This is a genomic window from Bradyrhizobium sp. JR4.1 (genome assembly GCF_040548605.1).
GTDB lineage: Bacteria > Pseudomonadota > Alphaproteobacteria > Rhizobiales > Xanthobacteraceae > Bradyrhizobium > Bradyrhizobium canariense.
On record NZ_JBEPRY010000002.1, the window covers coordinates 289,445 to 309,301 of the forward strand.

Annotated in this window: 17 protein-coding genes; 3 read left to right on the plus strand and 14 right to left on the minus strand. The window is 64.9% G+C overall.

Annotation, left to right across the window (positions count from 1 at the left end):
* Positions 1-49: 49 nt before the first annotated feature.
* The gene (locus ABIB90_RS06635; RefSeq protein ID WP_354159607.1) at positions 50-880 is read right to left on the minus strand and encodes an enoyl-CoA hydratase; all 831 of its coding nucleotides are present in this window, start codon (positions 878-880) and stop codon (positions 50-52) included.
* A 108-nt stretch (positions 881-988) separates the two neighbouring features.
* Positions 989-1,690, minus strand: coding sequence for an SDR family oxidoreductase (locus ABIB90_RS06640; protein ID WP_354200491.1), 702 nt, complete (start codon positions 1,688-1,690; stop codon positions 989-991).
* Positions 1,691-1,922: 232 nt separating this feature from the next.
* Between ABIB90_RS06640 and ABIB90_RS06645 the strand changes: the two genes are divergently transcribed.
* Both ABIB90_RS06645 and ABIB90_RS06650 read left to right on the plus strand, forming a co-directional pair.
* Positions 1,923-3,707: an acyl-CoA dehydrogenase family protein gene (locus tag ABIB90_RS06645; RefSeq protein WP_354200492.1), complete on the plus strand. Its 1,785-nt coding sequence runs from the start codon at positions 1,923-1,925 to the stop codon at positions 3,705-3,707.
* Positions 3,708-3,751: 44 nt separating this feature from the next.
* Entirely contained in the window at positions 3,752-4,840 is a 1,089-nt protein-coding gene (locus ABIB90_RS06650) for a Zn-dependent alcohol dehydrogenase (protein ID WP_007599569.1), read from the plus strand.
* A 118-nt stretch (positions 4,841-4,958) separates the two neighbouring features.
* Here the strand turns inward: ABIB90_RS06650 and ABIB90_RS06655 are convergent, their stop codons facing one another.
* From ABIB90_RS06655 to ABIB90_RS06710, 12 genes are all read right to left on the minus strand, one after another.
* Positions 4,959-5,234, minus strand: coding sequence for a DUF1488 family protein (locus ABIB90_RS06655; protein WP_007599567.1), 276 nt, complete (start codon positions 5,232-5,234; stop codon positions 4,959-4,961).
* Positions 5,235-5,310: 76 nt separating this feature from the next.
* Positions 5,311-6,789 carry an AMP nucleosidase gene (locus tag ABIB90_RS06660; RefSeq protein WP_219682969.1) on the minus strand — a complete coding sequence of 493 codons (1,479 nt, stop codon included), beginning with the start codon at positions 6,787-6,789 and terminating at the stop codon, positions 5,311-5,313.
* A 175-nt stretch (positions 6,790-6,964) separates the two neighbouring features.
* Positions 6,965-8,299 (minus strand): HlyD family type I secretion periplasmic adaptor subunit, encoded by a 1,335-nt coding sequence (locus tag ABIB90_RS06665; protein WP_007599563.1) that lies wholly within the window; start codon positions 8,297-8,299, stop codon positions 6,965-6,967.
* Positions 8,296-10,041: a type I secretion system permease/ATPase gene (locus ABIB90_RS06670; protein WP_354159616.1), complete on the minus strand. Its 1,746-nt coding sequence runs from the start codon at positions 10,039-10,041 to the stop codon at positions 8,296-8,298. The genes ABIB90_RS06665 and ABIB90_RS06670 overlap by 4 nt, the downstream gene beginning before the upstream one ends.
* A 260-nt stretch (positions 10,042-10,301) precedes the next feature.
* Positions 10,302-10,571: a GlsB/YeaQ/YmgE family stress response membrane protein gene (locus tag ABIB90_RS06675; protein ID WP_148738875.1), complete on the minus strand. Its 270-nt coding sequence runs from the start codon at positions 10,569-10,571 to the stop codon at positions 10,302-10,304.
* Positions 10,572-10,669: 98 nt separating this feature from the next.
* Complete coding sequence (locus tag ABIB90_RS06680; protein WP_354200493.1) at positions 10,670-11,647, minus strand: ABC transporter ATP-binding protein; 978 nt, start codon at positions 11,645-11,647, stop codon at positions 10,670-10,672.
* Positions 11,644-13,059 (minus strand): amidase, encoded by a 1,416-nt coding sequence (locus tag ABIB90_RS06685; protein ID WP_354200494.1) that lies wholly within the window; start codon positions 13,057-13,059, stop codon positions 11,644-11,646. Before ABIB90_RS06685 ends, ABIB90_RS06680 begins: the two co-directional genes overlap by 4 nt.
* Positions 13,056-13,253, minus strand: a complete 198-nt coding sequence (locus ABIB90_RS06690) for a hypothetical protein (protein WP_106941722.1) — start codon at positions 13,251-13,253, stop codon at positions 13,056-13,058. The genes ABIB90_RS06685 and ABIB90_RS06690 overlap by 4 nt, the downstream gene beginning before the upstream one ends.
* Positions 13,250-14,311, minus strand: coding sequence for an ABC transporter ATP-binding protein (locus ABIB90_RS06695; RefSeq protein WP_354200495.1), 1,062 nt, complete (start codon positions 14,309-14,311; stop codon positions 13,250-13,252). Before ABIB90_RS06695 ends, ABIB90_RS06690 begins: the two co-directional genes overlap by 4 nt.
* A gap of 2 nt (positions 14,312-14,313) precedes the next feature.
* Positions 14,314-15,216, minus strand: a complete 903-nt coding sequence (locus tag ABIB90_RS06700; RefSeq protein ID WP_027570091.1) for an ABC transporter permease — start codon at positions 15,214-15,216, stop codon at positions 14,314-14,316.
* Between the two features lie 2 nt (positions 15,217-15,218).
* Positions 15,219-16,172: an ABC transporter permease gene (locus ABIB90_RS06705; RefSeq protein ID WP_007599552.1), complete on the minus strand. Its 954-nt coding sequence runs from the start codon at positions 16,170-16,172 to the stop codon at positions 15,219-15,221.
* Positions 16,173-16,365: 193 nt separating this feature from the next.
* Positions 16,366-18,024: an ABC transporter substrate-binding protein gene (locus tag ABIB90_RS06710; protein ID WP_354200496.1), complete on the minus strand. Its 1,659-nt coding sequence runs from the start codon at positions 18,022-18,024 to the stop codon at positions 16,366-16,368.
* Between the two features lie 210 nt (positions 18,025-18,234).
* Between ABIB90_RS06710 and ABIB90_RS06715 the strand changes: the two genes are divergently transcribed.
* Positions 18,235-19,830 carry an ABC transporter substrate-binding protein gene (locus ABIB90_RS06715; protein ID WP_219681149.1) on the plus strand — a complete coding sequence of 532 codons (1,596 nt, stop codon included), beginning with the start codon at positions 18,235-18,237 and terminating at the stop codon, positions 19,828-19,830.
* The last annotated feature ends 27 nt before the right edge of the window (positions 19,831-19,857 follow it).

Here is a 19,857-nt window from a genome sequence, read left to right on the forward strand (position 1 = left end):
CAGCTGAAGCGTCCCGGATTTCGCTTCGCTCCATCCGGGCTACAGCTCCCTACTTCCTCGTGAATACCGCCTGGCGCTTCTCGATGAAGGCCTGCACCGCTTCCTTGTGATCGGCGGTCGTGGTCAGGCGGACCAGACGTTCGGCTTCGTGGTCGCGCGCGGTCTCGAAATCGAACAGCAGGGCCTCGTCGAGATTGTCCTTCATGTAGCGCAGCGCGAGGCGCGGACCTTCAGCGAGGGATTTTGCCAGCGCAAAGGCCTCTGCCTGCAATTTGTCGTCGGGCACCACGCGGTTGACGAGGCCGATGGCCTCGCATCTGGCAGCATCGACCCGATCGCCGGTGAACAGCAGCTCGCGTGCCCGCGCGGTGCCGACGAGGCGCGTCAACAGCCACGCGATGCCATAATCGCCGCTGAGCGCAATGCGCGCATAGCCGGTAGCCACGAAGGCCGATTGCGCGGCAATGCGGATGTCGCAGGCCATGGCGATGGCGAGCCCCGCGCCGACCGCCGGCCCCGGCAGCGCGGCGATGGTCGGCTTGCGCACCGAGACCAGCGCGCCGGTGAGCAGGCGCTGCCGCTCCTGGAGATCGGCGACCTTGTCGTCAAAGGACATTTCCAGCTTCTTCGGGTCGCGATGCGCGCCCATGCCCTTGACGTTGCCGCCCGCGCAGAACGCTTCGCCCGCGCCGGTGATCAGCAGCGCGCCGACATCGGGGTTCTCGCCGCAGGAGCGGATCATGGTGCGTAGCGCCGGGGTCAGCGCGTCCGACAGCGAGTTGCGCGCCTCCGGCCGGTTCAGCGTGATCAATGCGACGCGATCGCGGATCGCGCAGAGGAGTTCGTTGGTGCCGGTATCGATGGTGATTTCCGTGCTCATGATTCCCGCCCTTGTAGGGTGGGCAAAGCGAAGCGTGCCCACCATTTGCTGTTTCGTGGTTGATGGTGACGGCGCTATGCGCCTTTGCCCACCCTACGGCAGCTTGCCTCAAAACTTCTCGACCCAGGGCCGCAGCTCCAGCTCCCAGCTCCAGGCGCTGCGCGGCTGCTGCAACACGTTCCAGTAGCTCTCCGCGATGGCATCGGGATCAAGCATCGAATCCGGCTTCTCCGGCGCTTCCGTGCGCGCTGCGCTTCTGATGCCGCCATCGATCACGAAATGTGCGACATGGATGCCTTGCGGCGACAATTCGCGCGCCATGCTCTGCGCCAGCCCGCGCAGTGCGAACTTGCCCATCGCGAATGGCGCGGACTGCGCATAGCCCTTGACGCTTGCCGAAGCGCCGGTGAACAGGATCGCGCCGTGCTGGTTCGGCAGCATGCGCTTGGCCGCCTGCTGCGCCACCAGGAAGCCGCCATAGGCGCTGACCGCAATGGCCTGCGCCACGTCGGCCGGAACGAGATCGACGAACGGCCCGCGCGCCCGGCCGCTCGCGTTGTAGACGACCAAATCGGGCGTACCGATCTCGCGTTCGACCAGGCCGAACAGGCGTTCGACCTCATCAGGGTCGGTGGCGTTGCAGGCATAGGCCTTGGCGCCGGTCTCGCTGCAGAGTGCGCCGAGCTTCTCGATTTTTCGCGCGGCCAGTGCGACGCGGATGCCCTGGGCGGACAACAGCCGCGCCAGCGAGGCGCTCAGGCCTTCGCCGGCGCCGACGATGAGGGCGATCTTGTATTTCGGGTGTTCCATGACGTGATCTCTCGAAGACGGGAAGCCGCTGATCTATGCACGGTCCGCGCGGACAACCACCCGGGGAGGATCACAATTCCGCAGAGCGAATTGCTCCGACGCGGCGATCATGCCTCCCTGACAATTTGCGGCTTTATCCGCTTTCGCGACTGGAGCATGATCGACATCATCTCAAGCGGCAAGCGCCAAATCAGCGCAAAATGACCGCAAGGCGGAAACGAAGAGGACGATCATGCACAAGCCGGCCCCTGCGCAGGCAAAACAGGTCGCGGCCGCACCATCCGGACTGCTGGCTCCCGACACTACCGGCATGAATTTCTACCGCGCCGACCACGCCCTCACCGATCTCCTGCGCATCCATCTGCCGGAGACGCTATTCCGCCACGTCGAGCCGCATCTCGATCGCCTTGGTGAACTCGCCGGCGGACATCTCGACGATTGCGCGCGGCTCGCCGACCGGCACACGCCGGTGCTGCACCAGCGCGACAAGTTCGGCCGCGATTTGCAGTGGATCGAATACCACCCGGCCTATCGCGAGCTGGAGAAGGCAGCGTTCGGCGAGTTCGGCATCCACGCGCTCTCGATCCGCAAGGGCATCATGGGCTGGCCGGACAAGTATCCCGTCGTCGCCAAGCACGCCTTCACCTTCCTGTTCAACCAGACCGAATTCGGCATGGGCTGCCCGATCAACGTCACCGACGGCTGCGCCAAGCTGCTGGCGAATTTCGGCAGCGAGGCGCTGAAGGCGAAATATCTCGACGGCCTGACCCAGACCGACATGAGCAAGCTGACCCAAGGCGGCCAGTTCATGACCGAGAAGGAAGGCGGCTCCGATGTCGGCACGCTGACCACGACGGCCGTGCAGGAAGGCGACCATTGGCGCCTCACTGGCGAGAAATGGTTCTGCTCGAACGCCGACGCAAAAGTCGTGATGCTGCTGGCGCGCCCCGAGGGCGCCGGCCCCGGCACGCGCGGAGTCGGTTTGTTCCTGATGCCGCGCTTCCTCGACGACGGTTCGCAGAACCACTACCGGATCGTGCGTCTGAAGGACAAGCTCGGCACGCGCTCGATGGCCTCGGGTGAAATCAAGCTCGAAGGCGCGATCGCCTATGCGGTCGGCAAGCTCGACCGTGGCTTCGTTCAGATGGCCGAGATGGTGAACTCGTCGCGGCTGTCAAATGGCGTCAAATCCACCGCGCTGATGCGGCGGGCCTACCATGACGCGATGACGGTGGCAAAAAACCGTGTGGTGTTCGGCAACCGCATCATCGACCTGCCGCTGGGCCGGCGCCAGATACTGAAGATCATGCTGCCGGTCGAGCAGGCGTTGTCGATGAGCTTTCTCACTGCGGACGCGCTCGACCGCGCCGAGGCCGGCAGCCAGGATGCGGCCGCACTGCTGCGCATCTTGACGCCAACGTTGAAATTCCGCGCGACCCGCGATGCCCGAAAGGTCTGTGGCGATGCGCTCGAGATGCGCGGCGGCATCGGTTACATCGAGGAGTTCGCGACCGCCCGCCTGCTGCGCGACGCGCATCTCGGCTCGGTCTGGGAAGGCACCGGCAACATCGTCGCGATCGATGCGTTGAGGCGCGCCGTCGGTCGCCACGGCGCCGAATCCGCGCTCGCAGCCGATCTGCACGCCCGCCTCGATGACAGCCCCTCGGTGCCGCAGGCTTGGCGCGACCGGCTTCACACTCTCACCGATCGCGCGGTCGGCTTCGCACGCGAGGTCGCGGGAAAGGCCGACAATGAGGCCGATGCGCGCCGTGCCACCAGCCTGCTCTATCATGTTGCCAGCGCCGTCGCGCTCGCCTGGGAGGCACATCGCATTCACGACATGCGTGGCGATGCGCGAAGGCTGTTGTTGTCGCGGCTGGTGATCGATCACCGGGTATCGCCGAGCGATCCGTTCCGGCTGACGGAAAATGCCGTGCAGCAGAAGATCGCCGCACTGCTGCTCGGCGACCGTGATGCTGGCATGAGCGAGGTTGGCGAACTGGTCCTGGCAGCGTAGGCTGCACCCGCGTTCAAAGCAAAAAAAGCGATAGGGAGTGCTCGATGAAGGCCGCCGTCCTCCATGAAGTCAACAAGCCCCTGGTCATCGAGGATGTCAGCCTGCCGAAGCCCGGCCCGCGCGAGGTCCTGATCCGGACGTCGGTCGCAGGTCTCTGCCACTCCGATCTGCACTTCATGGAAGGCCTGTATCCACATCCGCTGCCTGCGGTGCTCGGGCACGAGTCGGCCGGTGTCGTCGAGCAGGTCGGCTCCGACGTGACTTATGTGAAGCCCGGTGATCATGTCGTCACCTGTCTTTCGGTGTTCTGCGGCACCTGTGACAATTGCACCACGGGCCGCACGGTGCTCTGCACCGACACTACGGTGAAATTGCTGCCGGGGGCATCCAATCGGATGCAATGGGCACGCTCGGAGAAGCTGCATCAGTTTCTCAACCTGTCGTCCTTCGCCGAGCAGATGCTGGTGCACGAGAACGCGATCGTCAAAATCCGCAAGGAGATGCCGCTCGATCTTGCGGCGCTGATCGGCTGCGGCGTCATTACCGGCTACGGCGCGGTCGTGAACACGGCGAAGGTGACGGCCGGCGAGACCGTAGCCGTAATCGGGTGCGGCGGTGTCGGCATGGCTGCGATCAACGGCGCGCAGATCGCCGGCGCCGGCCGCATCATTGCCATCGACACCAATCCGGCCAAGCTCGAGCTCGCGACCAAGCTGGGCGCCACCGACATCATCAATCCGGCAGACGGCGACGTCGTGAAGCAGGTGCGCGATCTCACCAATGGCGGCGTGCATCATTCGTTCGAGGTGCTCGGCCGCAAGGAGACCGCGGAGCAGGCCTTCGGCATGCTTGCCTCCGGCGGCACGGCCACCATCGTCGGCATGATTCCGTTCGGCCAGAAGATCGAGCTGCATGGCTTCGACTTCCTGCGCGAGCGCAGGATCCAGGGCTCATCGATGGGCTCGAACCATTTTCGCGTCGACATGCCGCGGCTGGTGGATTTCTACCTGCGCGGCCGGCTGCACCTGGAGGACTGGATCTCGGCCAAGCTGAAGCTCTCCGAGATCAACGAAGGCTTTGCCAACATGAAAGCCGGCAAGACGCTGCGCAGCGTGATCATGTTTGACAGCTGATGCAAGAGACGCGGTCCTCAGCCCGCCGGGCACGTTGCGGGAAGGTAAGCCCGGCAAGACCAGATCTTGACCAACCGATGAACTGCCCCGGAGCATGACGGCAGAGCCCGGAGCGGCACTACCGCTGCAAATGTCGCGTAAAGATCCGCACCACATGACCCCTGACCCGCGGCGCCTCGTCGTAGAGGTCTGAGGCGAGGCGCTCGATGGTCTCGCGCAGCGACAGGAACTGGGCCTGCCGCGCGCTGCTTTCGGTGCCCTGCATGCCCGCAAGCTCGTCCATCGCGGCGTCGCTGATCTGGCAGTGTACGACCTCGCCGTCGTTCAGCATGGTGAAGCGAAAGGCGAGCCGTTCGAGATCATGGCCAATGATCCTGTCGCGCATGAGTGGCATCAAGTCGTCCCGGTCGACCCCGCGCCGAAAATGCCGAAAATCCCGCTGCTTGTCAGCAGCAAAGGCAATCCATGGCCTACTGAAATGCGACTTCAGCGAAACTGCGGAGCTTTCGCGAATGCAACCGCTCGGATTCCTGCTGTTTAAGCCGTTCCAGCGCCTTCAAGCCGATCTCGAGATGCTGGCCGACGCGGCGGCGGTAGAATTCGCTGGCCATGCCTGCGAGCTTGATCTCGCCGTGCAGAGGCTTGTCGGAGACGCACAGCAGCGTGCCGTAGGGGACGCGAAAGCGGTAGCCGTTGGCGGCAATCGCGGCCGATTCCATGTCGAGCGCAACCGCGCGCGATTGCGACAAGCGGCGAATGACATCGGGACCGCTGATCTCCCAATTGCGGTTGTCAACGCTCGCGACGGTGCCGGTACGCATCAGGCGCTTGAGCTCGAACCCCTCGAGCCCGGTGACGTCCTCGACCGCCTCCTCGAGCGCGACCTGCATCTCCGCGAGCGCCGGGATCGGCACCCACAGCGGCAACTCACGATCAAGCACATGGTCCTCGCGCACATAGCCGTGGGCGAGCACATAGTCGCCGAGCCGCTGCGTGTTGCGCAGGCCCGCGCAATGGCCGAGCATCAGCCAGGCATGGGGCCGCAGCACGGCAACATGGTCGGTGACATTACGCGCGTTGGACGGACCGGTGCCGATGTTGATCAGCGTGATGCCGCGATAACCGGGGGTGACCAAATGGAAGGCCGGCATCTGCGGCGCGCGCGCGGGCGCAACGCCCGTCGACGCGCCGCCGCTGCGCGTGATCACGTTGCCGGGAGCGACGAAGGCATCGAGGCCGGCCTCGCCAGCCTGAAGCCGCTGCTGGCAGAGCTGCGCGAAGGCGTCGACGTAGAACTGGTAGTTGGTGAAGATCACGAAGTTCTGGAAATGCTCTGGATCTGTGCCCGTGTAGTGGTAGAGCCGGCGCAGCGAGTAGTCGACGCGGGCCGCCCGAAACAAGGACAGCGGCTCGGGCGCGCCGGGCTGGAGCTCGAAAGTGCCGTCGGCGATGGCATCGTCCATGGTGGCCAGATCAGGCACGTCGAAGGCATCGCGCAGCGATCGCGTCACGGGCGAGTTCTCGCTGGTGGTGATGGCGGCTTCGATGTTGATGTCGCGGCGATAGGCGAAGTGAACGGGGATCGGTTCGCTGGACTCGCCGATTTCGACCGGGACGCCGTGGTTCTGGATCAACAGCCCGATCTGCTCGGTCAGATAAGTCCGGAACAGATCCGGACGCGTGACGCTGGTCTCGTGCACACCGGGCCGGGCGACGAAGCCGTAGGCGAGACGCGAATCCAGCCGCGCATGCGTCGCGGTGGTGACACGGACGAAGGGATAGAAGGCCCGCACCCGCGTCGTGATTGCCTCGCCGTTGACGTAAGCTTCGAACCGATCACGCAGGAACTTCGTGTTGCGCTCGTAGATCTCTTCGAGGCGGGCGACGGCGAGGCCGGCGTCGGAAAAGGATTCGGTGGCGACGGAGGGTGGGGATTGGACGGATTGCATTGTTCGATGCCGGGTTGCTGGGGCTGAATCGAACTATAGCAAGAAAACTAAAGCAAGAAAGAAGCCCCCCCCGTCATTGCGAGCGTAGCGAAGCAATCCAGAAATCTCGCCGCGAAGGCAACCTGGATTGCTTCGCTACGCTAGCGATGACGAAAGGAGGCGACGCTTCCCCGCGTCACTTCTCGCGGAACGCCCGCATGAACTGGTCGTGCAGCGGCTTCATCAGATAGGACAGCATGGTGCGGTCGCCGGTCTGGACGAAGGCTTCCGCCGGCATGCCGGGGATCAGCCTGGAGTCACCGAGCTTGGCGACCTCTTCTGCGGACAGCGAGACGCGGATGGTGTAGTAGCTCTGGCCGGTGCGCTGATCGGTGGTGACGTCGGGCGAGACGCGGCTGACGACACCGTTGAGCTCCGGCGTGGTGCGCTGGTTGAAGGCGGACAGGCGCAGCAGCGTCTTCTGGCCGATCTGGAGCTTATCGATATCGACCGGATTGACCTTGGCTTCGACCTGGAGATCGTCGGCCTGCGGCACGATCAGCATGAGGGCGTCGCCGGCGGTGATGACGCCACCAACGGTATGCACCGTCGATTGCAGCACCATGCCGTCCTGCGGCGCGCGGATGTCGACGCGGCGAAGCTGGTCCTCGGCGGCGACCTTGCGCTCGATCATTTCGCCGATCTTGTCGTTGGTCTCGCGCAGATCCTTGGAGACCTCGCTGACCATGTCCTTGTCGACCTGGATGATCTGCAGCTCGGTCTCAGTGATCTTGCCCTTGGCCTGCGCGCGCGAGGCGATGTATTGCGCACGCTCGCCGTTGAGACGGGCGCTATCGCGTTCGAGCGTGGTCAGGCGGGAGATCTGCACCAGATGCTTGTCATAGAGATCGCGGACACCCACGAGCTCCTGCTGCACCAGTGAGATTTCCCTGTCCTTGGCCCGCTCCTGCGCGGAGAGGCCCTCGATCTCCTCGTTGAGCTGCTGGATGCGCTCGCGCAGCTGCGCCTTCTGGCCGGCGCGTCCGTTGACGCGGACGTCGAACAGCTTGGTTTCGGCGGAGAGCAGCGCCTTGACGTCGGGATCGTTGCTGCGATCGAGCAGCGCTTGCGGGTAGTCGATCCTGTCGATCCCGCGCTGCTCGGCCTGGAGCCGCGCCGCACGCGCCTGCGCCGCATCGAGATTCTTGGTGACGATGGCGAGGTTGGCCTTGGTGACGGTGTCGTCGAGCCGCACCACGATGTCGCCGGCCTTGACCACGTCGCCATCGCGCGCGCGCAGCTCGCCGACGACGCCGCCGGTCGGATGCTGGACCTTCTTGACGTTGGATTCGACCACGATCTGACCCGGCGCGATCAGCGCGCCGGAAATCTGCACCGTCGAAGCCCAGCCGCCGAGGCCGACCAGGAGGACCAGCACGATCCCAAGCCCGAGCATCAGGTGGAACCGGATCGACTGCCGTACGGTCCGCTTCGCGGCGGGCTTCGCGCCGCCGAGCGCCATCGTGCTCATGCCTTGGCTCCGCCTTCGCTGACGATCTTGATCGGCGCCGGCGGTGTCACGCGCGGCTGGAGCACCTGGGCGAGCACCTGCTCCTTCGGCCCGAAGGCCTGCATGCGGCCGTCGCGCAGCACCAGGATCTGGTCGACCGCTTCCACGCCGATCGGACGGTGCGCCACCACGATGACGATGGCGCCGCGCTCGCGTGCCGCACGGATGGCGCGGGTCAGCGCTTCGTCGCCTTCGGTGTCGAGATTGGAATTGGGCTCGTCGAGCACGATCAGGAACGGGTTGCCATAGAGAGCGCGCGCCAGCGCCACGCGCTGCGCCTGGCCCGCGGAGAGCGCCGTGCCCTGCTCGCCGACCTGGGTGTTGTAGCCCTCGCGCATCTTGATGATCATCTCGTGCACGCCGGCCTCCTTGGCGGCGGCGATGATGCCGTCGGAGGTGGCCTCGGGATCGAACCGGCTGATGTTCTGCGCGATGGTGCCGCCGAACAATTCGACGTCCTGCGGCAGGTAGCCGATATGGCGGCCGAGCATGTCGGACGCCCATTGGTCGAGCGCCGCGCCGTCGAGCCGCACCTTGCCGCGAACCGGTTGCCAGACGCCGACCAGCGCGCGGATCAGCGACGACTTGCCGGAGCCGCTCGGTCCGATCACGCCGAGGCCGTTGCCGGCTTCGAGCGCAAAGGTGACGTCCTGCACGATGAGGCGCTGGTCGCCCGGCGGCACCATGGCGATGCCTTCGACCGAGAGGCGGCTGGTGGGCGCCTGCAACTGGGTCGGCATCGTCTGCGCCGGCATCTGCTCCAGAAGGCGGGTCAAGCGGTGCCAGCTCTGGCGTGCCGCGACAAAGGATTTCCAGTGCGCGATGGCAAGATCGACCGGCGCGAGCGCACGGGCCGACAGGATCGAGCCGGCGATGATGATGCCGGCGGTCGCTTCCTGGTGGATGACGAGATAGGCGCCGACCGCGAGCACGGCCGATTGCAGCATCATGCGCAGCACTTTTGCGACCGCGCCGAGACCGCCGGCGACATCGCTCGCACGCTGGTTGCCGTCGAGATATTTTTCGTTGGCCTCGCTCCAGCGCGCGTTCATCCGGCCGGCCATGCCCATCGACACCATGACTTCGGCATTGCGGCGGCTGGCCTGGGCGAGATCGTTGCGCTGGGCGGCAAGCCCCATCGCGTCTTTCGCCGGCTGGCGGGACATGAACTCGGTGACCAGCGTCAATCCGACCAGGATGACGGCGCCGACCAGCGCGGTGACGCCGATCATGACGTGGAAGGCGAAGCAGATGGCGAGATAGAGCGGCAGCCAGGGCAGATCGAAGAACGCGCTCGGGCCCATGCCGCCAAGAAAGGAGCGGACATTGTCGAGATCGCGCAGCGGCTGAAGCCCCTCGTTGCGGCTGCCGACCAGCAGCGGCAGGCGGACGATGGTGTCGAACACCCGCTTGTTCAGGGCTTCGTCCAGCGCGGTGCCGACCCGGCCCAGGATCCGGTTGCGGATCATGTCCAGCACGCCCTGCGCCATGTAGAGGAAACTGGCGAGGACGATCAGGCCGACCAGGGTCGGAATGCTGCGGCTCGGCAGCACCCGGTCGTAGACCTCCAGCATGAAGATCGACCCGGTCAGATAGAGCAGGTTGATCATGCAGCTCATCAAGCCGACGCCGACAAACGCCGTGCGACAGGCGCGCAGCGCATCACCGAGCTCTGAGCGGCGGACGCCGGGAACGGCTGCCATCAGTCTGATCTCTTTCGGGTAGGGGCCAAAGCCCCTGATTTCAAAGGCAAATTCAGGAGTAATTGACCCGGATTAACATCGCGTTTGCGCTCATCGCCCAACGCAGTCGAACACCCGGGACCCCTATAGCCCACATCACCCTCGACCGACCTTGCACGCAAGTCCGGAATCTCACGATCTTGCGGCTTTTTCTTGCAGACATGTCACCTCTCCCCGGGCGGGGAGAGGTCAAAAGTTCGATCAATTGAACTCGGGCGCCATTAGAATCGGCCGCCGCCGCGGACCAGCCGCACCACTAGCAGCAGGATGACCGCGCCGATCGCGGAATAGACGATCTCCGATATCAGTCCGGTGCCGATGTGAATGCCGAGCTTCGGAAACAGGAAGCTTGCCACCAGCGCGCCGGCGATGCCGACCACGATGTCGCCGATGATGCCGAACCCGGTTCCGCGCACCACCTTGCCGGCCAACCAGCCAGCCACGAGGCCGACGAACAGGATGACAAGCAGGCCTTCATTGGAAATGTACATAAGTGAGGTCCCTCTCCGTGAACGGTTCCATGGAAGCGGAACCGGGATGAACGAGGTCTGAATGCTGTTCCCCCCGTTCCCCGCTGGCGGTCCAAAGATCATGACAGCGCGGTGACCGGCTCTGCCAGCACGCACCGTGCTGCCCTGCCCAGCCCGACCTCCACATTCCCAGGCAATTGCTCCAGGCAGCGCGGCTGGGCAGCGGCGCAGCGGGGCGCAAAGGAGCAGTTGTGCGGCCTCTCGCCAAGCGACGGCGGGGTGCCGGGGATGGTCTCGAGCCGCTGTCCCCGCTTGGCCCCGTGGACGGTCGAGGCGAGCAGGCCCTTGGCGTAGGGATGCACCGGTGAGCGGACGATGTCGCGAAGCGTGCCCTGCTCCACGATCTGGCCGGCATACATCACAGCGACCCGGTCGCAGATCTCGATGGCGACGCCGATGTCGTGGGTGACGAAGATGACGGACATGCCGAACTCGCGCTGCAGCTCGCGCAGCAGCAGCAGGATCTGGATTTGCACGGTGGCATCGAGCGCCGTGGTCGGCTCGTCCGCGAGCAGGATCTTCGGCCGGCAGGCGAGCGCCAGCGCGATCATCGCGCGCTGACGCATGCCGCCGGACATCTCGTGCGGATAGGCATCGAGCCGGCGTTTTGCGGAAGGAATGCGCACGACATCGAGCATTTCGAGTGCGCGCGCCCTGCCCTCCGCATAGGACTTGCCTTCGTGACGCACCACGCTTTCGGCGATCTGCGCGCCGATGGTGTAGACCGGATCGAGCGCGAGCGCCGGCTCCTGAAAGATCATCGACACGGTCTGGCCGCGGAACGACGACAGCTGCTCCTCGTTCATCGCGAGCACGTCGCGGCCCATGACGTTGACCTTGCCCGTGATCTGCGTGCGCTTCTTCGGCAACAGCCGCATCAGTGCACGCAAGGTCACGCTCTTGCCCGAGCCGGACTCTCCGAGCAGGCCGAGTACCTCGCCGTCGCCGAGCGAAAGGCTGAGATCGTTCACGGCATAGACCGTGCGCTCGCCGGTGAAGCGGATGTTCAGGCCTGAGATCTCGACGAGCTTTGTCATGACGGAAGTTTCGGCAGCCTGTCGTGATAATCGGTGGCGCGCTGGAATGCGGCGCCGATGGTGAGCAGCGTCGCTTCATCGAACGAGCGGCCGATCAGCTGCATGCCGATCGGAAGACCATTTTTGGTGAAGCCCGAGGGCACCGTGAGCGACGGCAGGCCAAGGTAATTCACCGGACGGGTGAACAGCGTCAGCCGCTGCAACAGCGCCGGCGCGTTCGGCCCGCCGCCGACGTCGCTCTCCTCGATCGTCGGCGCCGGCACCGGAGACGCCGGCGCGATGATCGCGTCGACACCTGATGTCGCAGTGTTGTGCGCGGCCAGTGCCGGCCCGCGCCAGCGCATCGCCTCGAGGTAGGTGATGGCGGGGACCGCAAGGCCGTTCTGGAGCCGCATCAACACCTGCGGGCCGTAATCCTGCGGCCGCTCGATCATCCAGCGCTTGTGGAAGGCGGCGGCTTCGGCCGCAAGCACGAGCTGGCTTGCCGCGGACAATTGCCGCTGATCGGGCAGCTCGACCGTGACGATGTCGGCGCCCTCACGCTTGAGCACCGCGATGGTTTCGTCCAGCACGCGCGCGACCTCGCCGTCGAGATCGTCGACATAGAAGGACGAGGGGACGCCGACCTTGAGGCCCTTCAGCGAGCCCCTGGTCGCGCCGACATAGTCAGACAGCGGCTCGTGGCTCGCAGTCGAATCCTCGGGATCGGGACCGGCCATCAGGGCCAGCAGCAGCGCGCAATCCTCGGCCGTGCGGGCGAGCGGGCCGACCGTGTCGAGCGACTGCGACAGCGGCATCGCACCGGCGCGGCTGACCCGGCCGACGGTGGTCTTCAATCCCGTGACGCCGCAGAAATGCGCGGGCATGCGGATCGAGCCGCCGGTGTCGGAGCCGAGCGCGGCATAGGTCAGTCGCGCCGCGACCGCCGAGCCCGAACCCGAGGACGAGCCGCCGGTGATGTGCGCCACGTTCCAGGGATTCCGAACAGGGCCGTAATGGGCGTTATGGCCGGTCGGGCCATAGGCAAATTCGGCGAGATGCAACGTGCCGAGCCGAACCTGGCCGGCGTCCTTCAGCCGCTGCAAGGCGGTGGAGGTCACTGTCGGAACGAAATCGCGGCGGATCAGCGAGCCGCAGGTCGCGACGTGGCCTGCGTCGTAATACATATCCTTGTGCGCGAGCGGCACGCCGTGCAGCGGACCGCGGACTTCCCCCTTGGCGAGTTCGGCGTCGGCGGCATCGGCGGCCTTCAGCGCCGCCTCTGCCTCGATCGACATGAAGGCGTTGAGGTGCGGCTGCCACTGCGCGATACGATGCAGCAGCGCGCGCGTCACCTCATGCGAGGACACCTGCTTCATCGCGATCGCGCGCGCGGCCTCGGTGAGCGTCATCAATGCGGGCTCGGCGCTCATTTCGAGAGCTTCGCAGTCTGCGCGATCGGATAGAGCGCGGGCTCGAGATCGAACGGCAACGTGCCGGCAATGGCCGCAAAGCCCTCGAAGGCCGGTCCGATGGAATTGGAGATGCGCGTCGCAATCTCGTCGTCGACGGGAACGCCGGCGACCTGTGCCGTCGCCTTGATCTCTTTTGTCGTCGGTCTCGTCATACGGTTTCCTCCTTCGGCGCGCGGCTATGGCCTGAACCCGGGATCGCCATGTAGCACGCGGCCTCGTGGCCCATTCTATCGAGCGCGGTGAGTTTTGGTGTCGCATTTGCGCAGAGCGGCTCCGCAAACGGGCAACGGGTGTGGAAGCGGCAGCCCGAGGGCGGATCGATCGGATTGGGCGGATCGCCCGTGATCGGCGGCGTCTCGGTGCGACGGTCCGGATCCGAGGACGGCATCGCGGCAAGGAGTGCGCGCGTATAGGGATGCGCCGGCTGGTCCCAGACCTGGTCGACCGGGCCGAGTTCGACCACTTCGCCGAGATACATCACCAGCACGCGATCGCTGATGTAGCGCACGACGTTGAGATCGTGACTGATGAAGAGATAGGTCAGGCCGAACTCGCTCTTGAGATCGGCAAGCAAATTGAGCACCTGCGCCTCGACGGATTTGTCGAGCGCGGAGACCGCTTCGTCGAGGATCACCAGCCGCGGCGAGAGCGCCAGCGCGCGCGCGATGTTGACGCGCTGGCGCTGGCCGCCGGAGATCTCGTGGGGGTAGCGGTTGGCGAAATTTGCAGGAACCAGGCCCACCTTGCCCAGCAGCTCGCGCGCCAGCGCGCGCGCAGCGCCGTCGGCCATGCCATGCACCTTCGGGCCGAAGGCGATCGATTCCTCGATCGTCAGGCGCGGGTTGAGCGAAGCGTAGGAATCCTGGAACACCATCTGCATGCCGCGGCGCAGCTCGCGCAAGGAGAGCGACTGGCCGACGCTCATGCCGTCATAAATGATGTCGCCGGTATCGCGCGGCATCAGGTGCATGAGCAGCCGCGCGGTGGTCGACTTTCCGCAACCGGATTCGCCGACGATCCCGACGGTCTCGCCCTTGGCGACGGAGAAGGAGACATTGTCGACGGCACGCACGGTGCGCTTTGCGGCGAACAATCCGCCGCGCACCGGGAAATGCTTGGTCAGGCCGTTGACCTGGAGCAGCGGCTGGGCGACGCCGCCGAGGTCTTCGATCGGCTCCAGCATTGCGACAGAGAGGTTGGTTTCGCTCATGGCTAGTTCCTGATGTCCATGGCGCTACGCAGGCCGTCCGAGAGCAGGTTGAAGCAGATCGAGACCGCGAAGATCATTGCACCGGGGAGCGCAGCGACCCAGGGGTTGACGTAGATCGCGGTCCGCAAGGTGTTCAGCATCAGGCCCCATTCCGGCTCCGGCGGCTTAGTGCCGAGTCCAAGGAAGGACAGGCCTGCCGCGAGGATCATCGAAACCGAGATCAGGCTGGTGGCATAGACGAAGATCGAACCGAGCACGTTGCCGAGAATGTGCACGCGCATGATGGTGAAGGGACCGGCACCGGAGGCGCGCGCGGCGTCGACGAAGTCCATGTTGCGCACGCCCGTCGTGACGCTTTCGGCGACGCGGGTGATCTGCGGCACGAACACGACGGTCAACGACACGATGGAATTGAGGATGCCCGCGCCCAGCGCGCCGGAGATCGCGATCGCCAGCAGCACAGACGGAAACGCGTAAAACACGTCGATGGTGCGCATGATCGCGGTGTTGAGCTTGCCGCCGACATAGCCGGCAACTAGGCCGAGCGACGTGCCGATGCAGAAGGCGAGGATCACAGGCAGAATGCCGATGAGAAGCGACAGCCGCCCGCCATAGATCAGCCGCGCCAGCATGTCGCGGCCGAGCTCGTCGGTGCCGAGCGGGTAGCCTGATGTGCCAATGTGGCGCAGGCGCCGGATCATCGAACCTTTGTACGGATCTTCCAGACCGAGCCACGGCGCAACGATCGCGGACAGGAAGATCAGCAGCAGCACCAGCGCGCAGACCATGCTGACCTTGTCGCGCCGGATACGGCGGCCGACGGTCGCCCAATAGCCGCGCGCCTTGGTCGCGGGCGCGGACTGAAGCGCGGCGTCGGAGGTGACGGACAACGGAAGCTCGCTCATCGCTAGCCCCGCTTGATGCGCGGGTCGATCGCGGCTTGCGCGATGTCGACCAGCAGATTGAGGAAGACGAAGAACAGCGCCAGGATCAGGATCGTGCCCTGGAGCAGCGGCAGGTCGCGCTGGAAGATCGCGGAGTTGAGCAGGAAGCCCGAGCCCGGCCAGGAGAACACGGTCTCGATCAGGATCGAGCCGCCAAGCATGTAACCGAGCTGAAGTCCCATCACGGCGAGCGCGGTGGGCGCGGCGTTCTTGATGACGTGGCGGAACACCCCGCGCTCGTGCAGGCCTTTTGCACGCAGCGCCTCGACGAAGTCCTGGCTGAGAATGTCGCCGGTCAGCGCGCGCACCGTGCGGGTGACGATGCCCATCGGGATCACCGAGGTCGTGATCGCCGGCAGCACGAGATATTGCAAATGCGCCCAGTCCCAGGCCCAGGCGGCCGAGCCGCCGGGTCCGGCGCCGACGGCGGGCAGCCAGTTCAGCTGAACCGAGAAGATGATGACGAGCACCATGCCAAGCCAGTAATGCGGCACCGAAACGCCGGCGATGGCAAAGGATGTCGCCAGCTTGTCGATCCAGGTCTCGCGGAAATAGCCGGCGATCAGGCCGAGCAGGATGCCCATGGTGAAGCCGATGATCGCCGCCGCAATCGCCAGCGTGACCGTGTTGCTGACCGCGCGCATGACCTCGGCCAGCACCGGGCGGCCCGTGGCGATGGAATTGCCGAGATCGCCATGAAGTGCGCGGAGCAGCCAAAGCCCGAACTGCACCGGCAGCGGGCGGTCGAAACCATAGGCGGTGCGGAGCTGCGCGGCGAGCTCCTGCGAGGCGTCAGCCGGCAGCACGGCCACCAGCGGATCGCCCGGCGTGATGTGCACGAGCAGAAAACACACCAGCGCGACGCTGATGACGATCGGGACGACGTAGACGATGCGTCTGGCGATATAGGCGAGCACGTTGTTTCTTTTCTTCCCTTCTCCCCTTGTGGGAGAAGGTGGCGCGAAGCGCCGGATGAGGGGTATCTATCCGCGGATGTACTGCGTCAGTTGAGAGGTCCGCATTCGCGGAGAGAGACCCCTCACCCGGCTTCGCTTTGCGAAGCCACCCTCTCCCACAAGGGGAGAGGGTGCACTGAGCAAGCTGAGAGAATTACTGCATCGACACCAGCGAGAAGTCGATGAACCAGCTCTTTGGCTGCACGATGCCTGTCACCTTCGGGCTGATGGCACGGGGGCCAACGTCGTGGGCGACGTAGAGGAAGGCTGCGTCATCGACGGAGGCCGCGTGCAGTTCGGCGAGCGCCGCGTCACGCGCGGCGGGATCGAAGGTTTGCCGCGCCTTCTTCACCAGCTCGTCGAAATTGGGATTGTTGATGAAACCCCAATTGTTCGAGACCGGCGGAGCCATGCCCGATTGCAGGAAGCGCACCAGCGCGAAGAACGGATCCATCGCCGCGTAGGTGACGTTGGTCGCGTTCGAGCCGTTGGCGCTGGGATCCTTGGCGCCGCGGCGCCAATTGGTGAACAGCGTATTCCACTCGATGACGTCGAGCTGCACGTCGAAATAGCATTCGGCCAGCGCCTGCTGGAGATATTCGTTCATCGGCAGCGGCTGCATCTGGCCCGAGCCGGAGGCAGAGGTCTGGGTCTTCACCGTCAGCTTCTTGCTCGGGCCGAAACCGGCCTCCTGCATCAGCTTCTGCGCAGCCGCCTTGTCATACTTGATCTCGAAGGTCGGCTTGCCGCGCCAGGGATGGCCGGGCTCAAAGGTGCCGGTCGCGGGCACCATCAGCCCCGCGAGCAGGCCGTCCTTGAGTCCTTCGCGATCGACGCAGAGGTTTGCTGCCTTACGCACGCGGATGTCGTTCCAGGGCGAGCCCTCGACGCGCGAGAACTGCCACGGCCAGACGTGCGGCTGCTCGTTGGCGTAGAGCTTGAAGCCGCGCTGCTTGAGCTCGGGCAAAGCGTCCGGCGCCGGTGCCTCGACCCAATCGACCTGCCCGGAGAGCAGCGCCGCGGTGCGCGCGTTCGCCTCCGGCATCGGCAACAGCACCATCTTGTCGACCTTGGGCACGCGGTCCTTGTTCCAGTAGCTCGCATTCTTGACCAGCTCCAGCCGCTCGCGCGGGGTGAACGCGGCCATCTTCCACGGGCCGGTGCCCGCGGCGTCCTTCGCAAACGCGGTCCATGCGGCCTGCGACTTGGCCTTGGCGTCAGCGCCTTCCGCCTTCTCGTAGAAATGCTGCCACTTCGCCGGGCTCGCCATGAAGAGATTGGTGAGGTTGATCGGCAGGAAGCTATCGGGCTCCTTGGTGGTGAGCTCGACCGTCATGTCGTCGATCTTCTTCGCGGACGCCAGCGTCGGCATCCGCGAGGCCGTGACGCCGACCTGGCTGGCGTCGAATTGCGGCGCGTCCTGCTTCAGCACCTTCTCGACGTTCCACACCACGGCGTCCGCATTGAACGGCGAGCCGTCATGGAAGGTGACGCCGGAGCGCAGCTTGAAAGTCCATTTGGTCTTGTCGGCATCGTCGACCTTCCACTCGGTGGCAAGGCCGGGGATCACCACGCTCGCCTTGTCGGCCGAGGACAGGTCCCAGCCGGTGAGCGCGTCATACATGGTGAGGCCGGTGAAGCGGTTGCCTTCAAAACCCTGATCGGGCTGGCCCAGCGTGCGCGGAATATCGGCAGCCGTCATGGCGATGCGCAGCACGGTTTCGGCACTGGCGACGCGCGGCCACGCAGCCGCGCTACTGAGCGCCAGCAACGCGATCAGCGCCGCGCGGGTCTTGTTTTTGTTGATCAGCATTGCCTCAATCCTTTTCCGGCTTCGATGACTAATTTTGATGCAATCGTATGCAATGCCTATGCCAATGGGGAAACTTATTCTGCAAATTGCCCCTGCGACGACAAGTCCTTGTGATGACACGTCGGCGAAAGCACCTCGCTGCCTATTCTGGCATCAAGATTGCAGGTTTGGCTCCAATTCTCCCTTGAAGTCTTCCTTGGAGCTTTGGCCATGCGTATCCGACTATCGACCTGTTTCGCCGTGCTTGCACTGGCGTTGTCCGCGATTCCGGCGGGCGCCGAAACGGTGCTGCGCTACGGCATTTCGATGGCGGACATCCCGCTGACCACCGGCCAGCCCGATCGCGGCGCCGGCGCCTATCAGTTCACGGCCTACACCATCTACGATCCGCTCGTGGCCTGGGAGATGGACGTCGCCGATCGACCCGGCAAACTGGTGCCGGGGCTCGCCACCGAATGGAAGGTCGACGATACCGACAAGACCAAATGGCGCTTCACCTTGCGTAAGGGCGTGAAGTTTCACGACGGCAGCGAGTTCACCGCCGACGCCGTGATCTGGAATCTGGACAAGGTGCTCAACGACAAGGCGCCACAATTCGACAAGCGCCAGAGCGCCCAGGTCAAGACCCGCCTGCCCTCGGTCGCGAGCTACGCCAAGATCGACGACTCCACGGTGGAGATCACCACCAAGACGGTCGATTCCTTCTTTCCCTATCAGATGCTGTGGTTCCTGGTGTCGAGCCCGACGCAATACGAGAAGCTCGGCAAGGACTGGGACAAGTTCGCGAGCCAGCCTTCGGGGACCGGCCCGTTCAAATTGACAAAACTGGTGCCGCGCGAGCTCGCCGAGCTCACGAAGAATCCGGATTACTGGAACAAGAAGCGCATTCCCAAGGTCGACAAGCTCGTGCTGGTGCCGATGCCGGAAGCGCTGACGCGCACCAATGCGCTGCTGGCCGGGCAAGTCGACCTGATCGAAACGCCGGCGCCGGATGCCGTGCCGCAGCTCAAGGCCGCCGGCATGAAGCTCGTCGATAACGTCACGCCGCATGTCTGGAATTATCATCTGAGCGTGCTGCCGGGCTCGCCCTGGACCGACATCCGCCTGCGCAAGGCGCTGAACCTCGCGATCGATCGTGAGGCCGTGGTGGGCCTGATGAATGGCCTTGCGAAACCCGCCAAGGGACAGGTCGATCCGTCGAGCCCGTGGTTCGGCAAGCCGAGCTTCGAGCTGAAATACGATGTCGCCGCGGCGAAGAAGCTGGTCGAGGAAGCCGGCTACTCCAAGGCGAAGCCGCTGAAGGCGACCTTCATCATCGCACAGGGCGGCACCGGCCAGATGCTGTCGCTGCCGATGAACGAATTTTTGCAGCAGAGCTTCAAGGAGATCGGGATCGACATCGATTTCAAGGTCGTCGAGCTCGAGACACTCTATACGCACTGGCGCAAGGGCGCGGCCGACGAGATGAACGCCGGCATCACCGCCAACAACATCGCCTACGTCACCTCCGACCCGCTCTACGCCATCGTCCGCTTCTTCCATTCGAGCCAGATCGCGCCGGTCGGCGTCAACTGGGGCGGCTACAAGAACCCGAAGGTCGACGCGCTGATCGACGAGGCCAAGCAGACTTTCGACAGCACCAAGCAGGACGAGCTGCTGGCGCAGGCGCACGCGCTGATCGTCGACGACGCCACGCTGGTGTGGGTGGTGCACGACACCAACCCGCATGCGCTGTCGCCCAAGGTCAAGCAGTTCGTCCAGGCGCAGCACTGGTTCCAGGACCTGACGACGATCGGGGCGGAGTGAGGCGACAGCTCAACCCTCTGCCGTCGT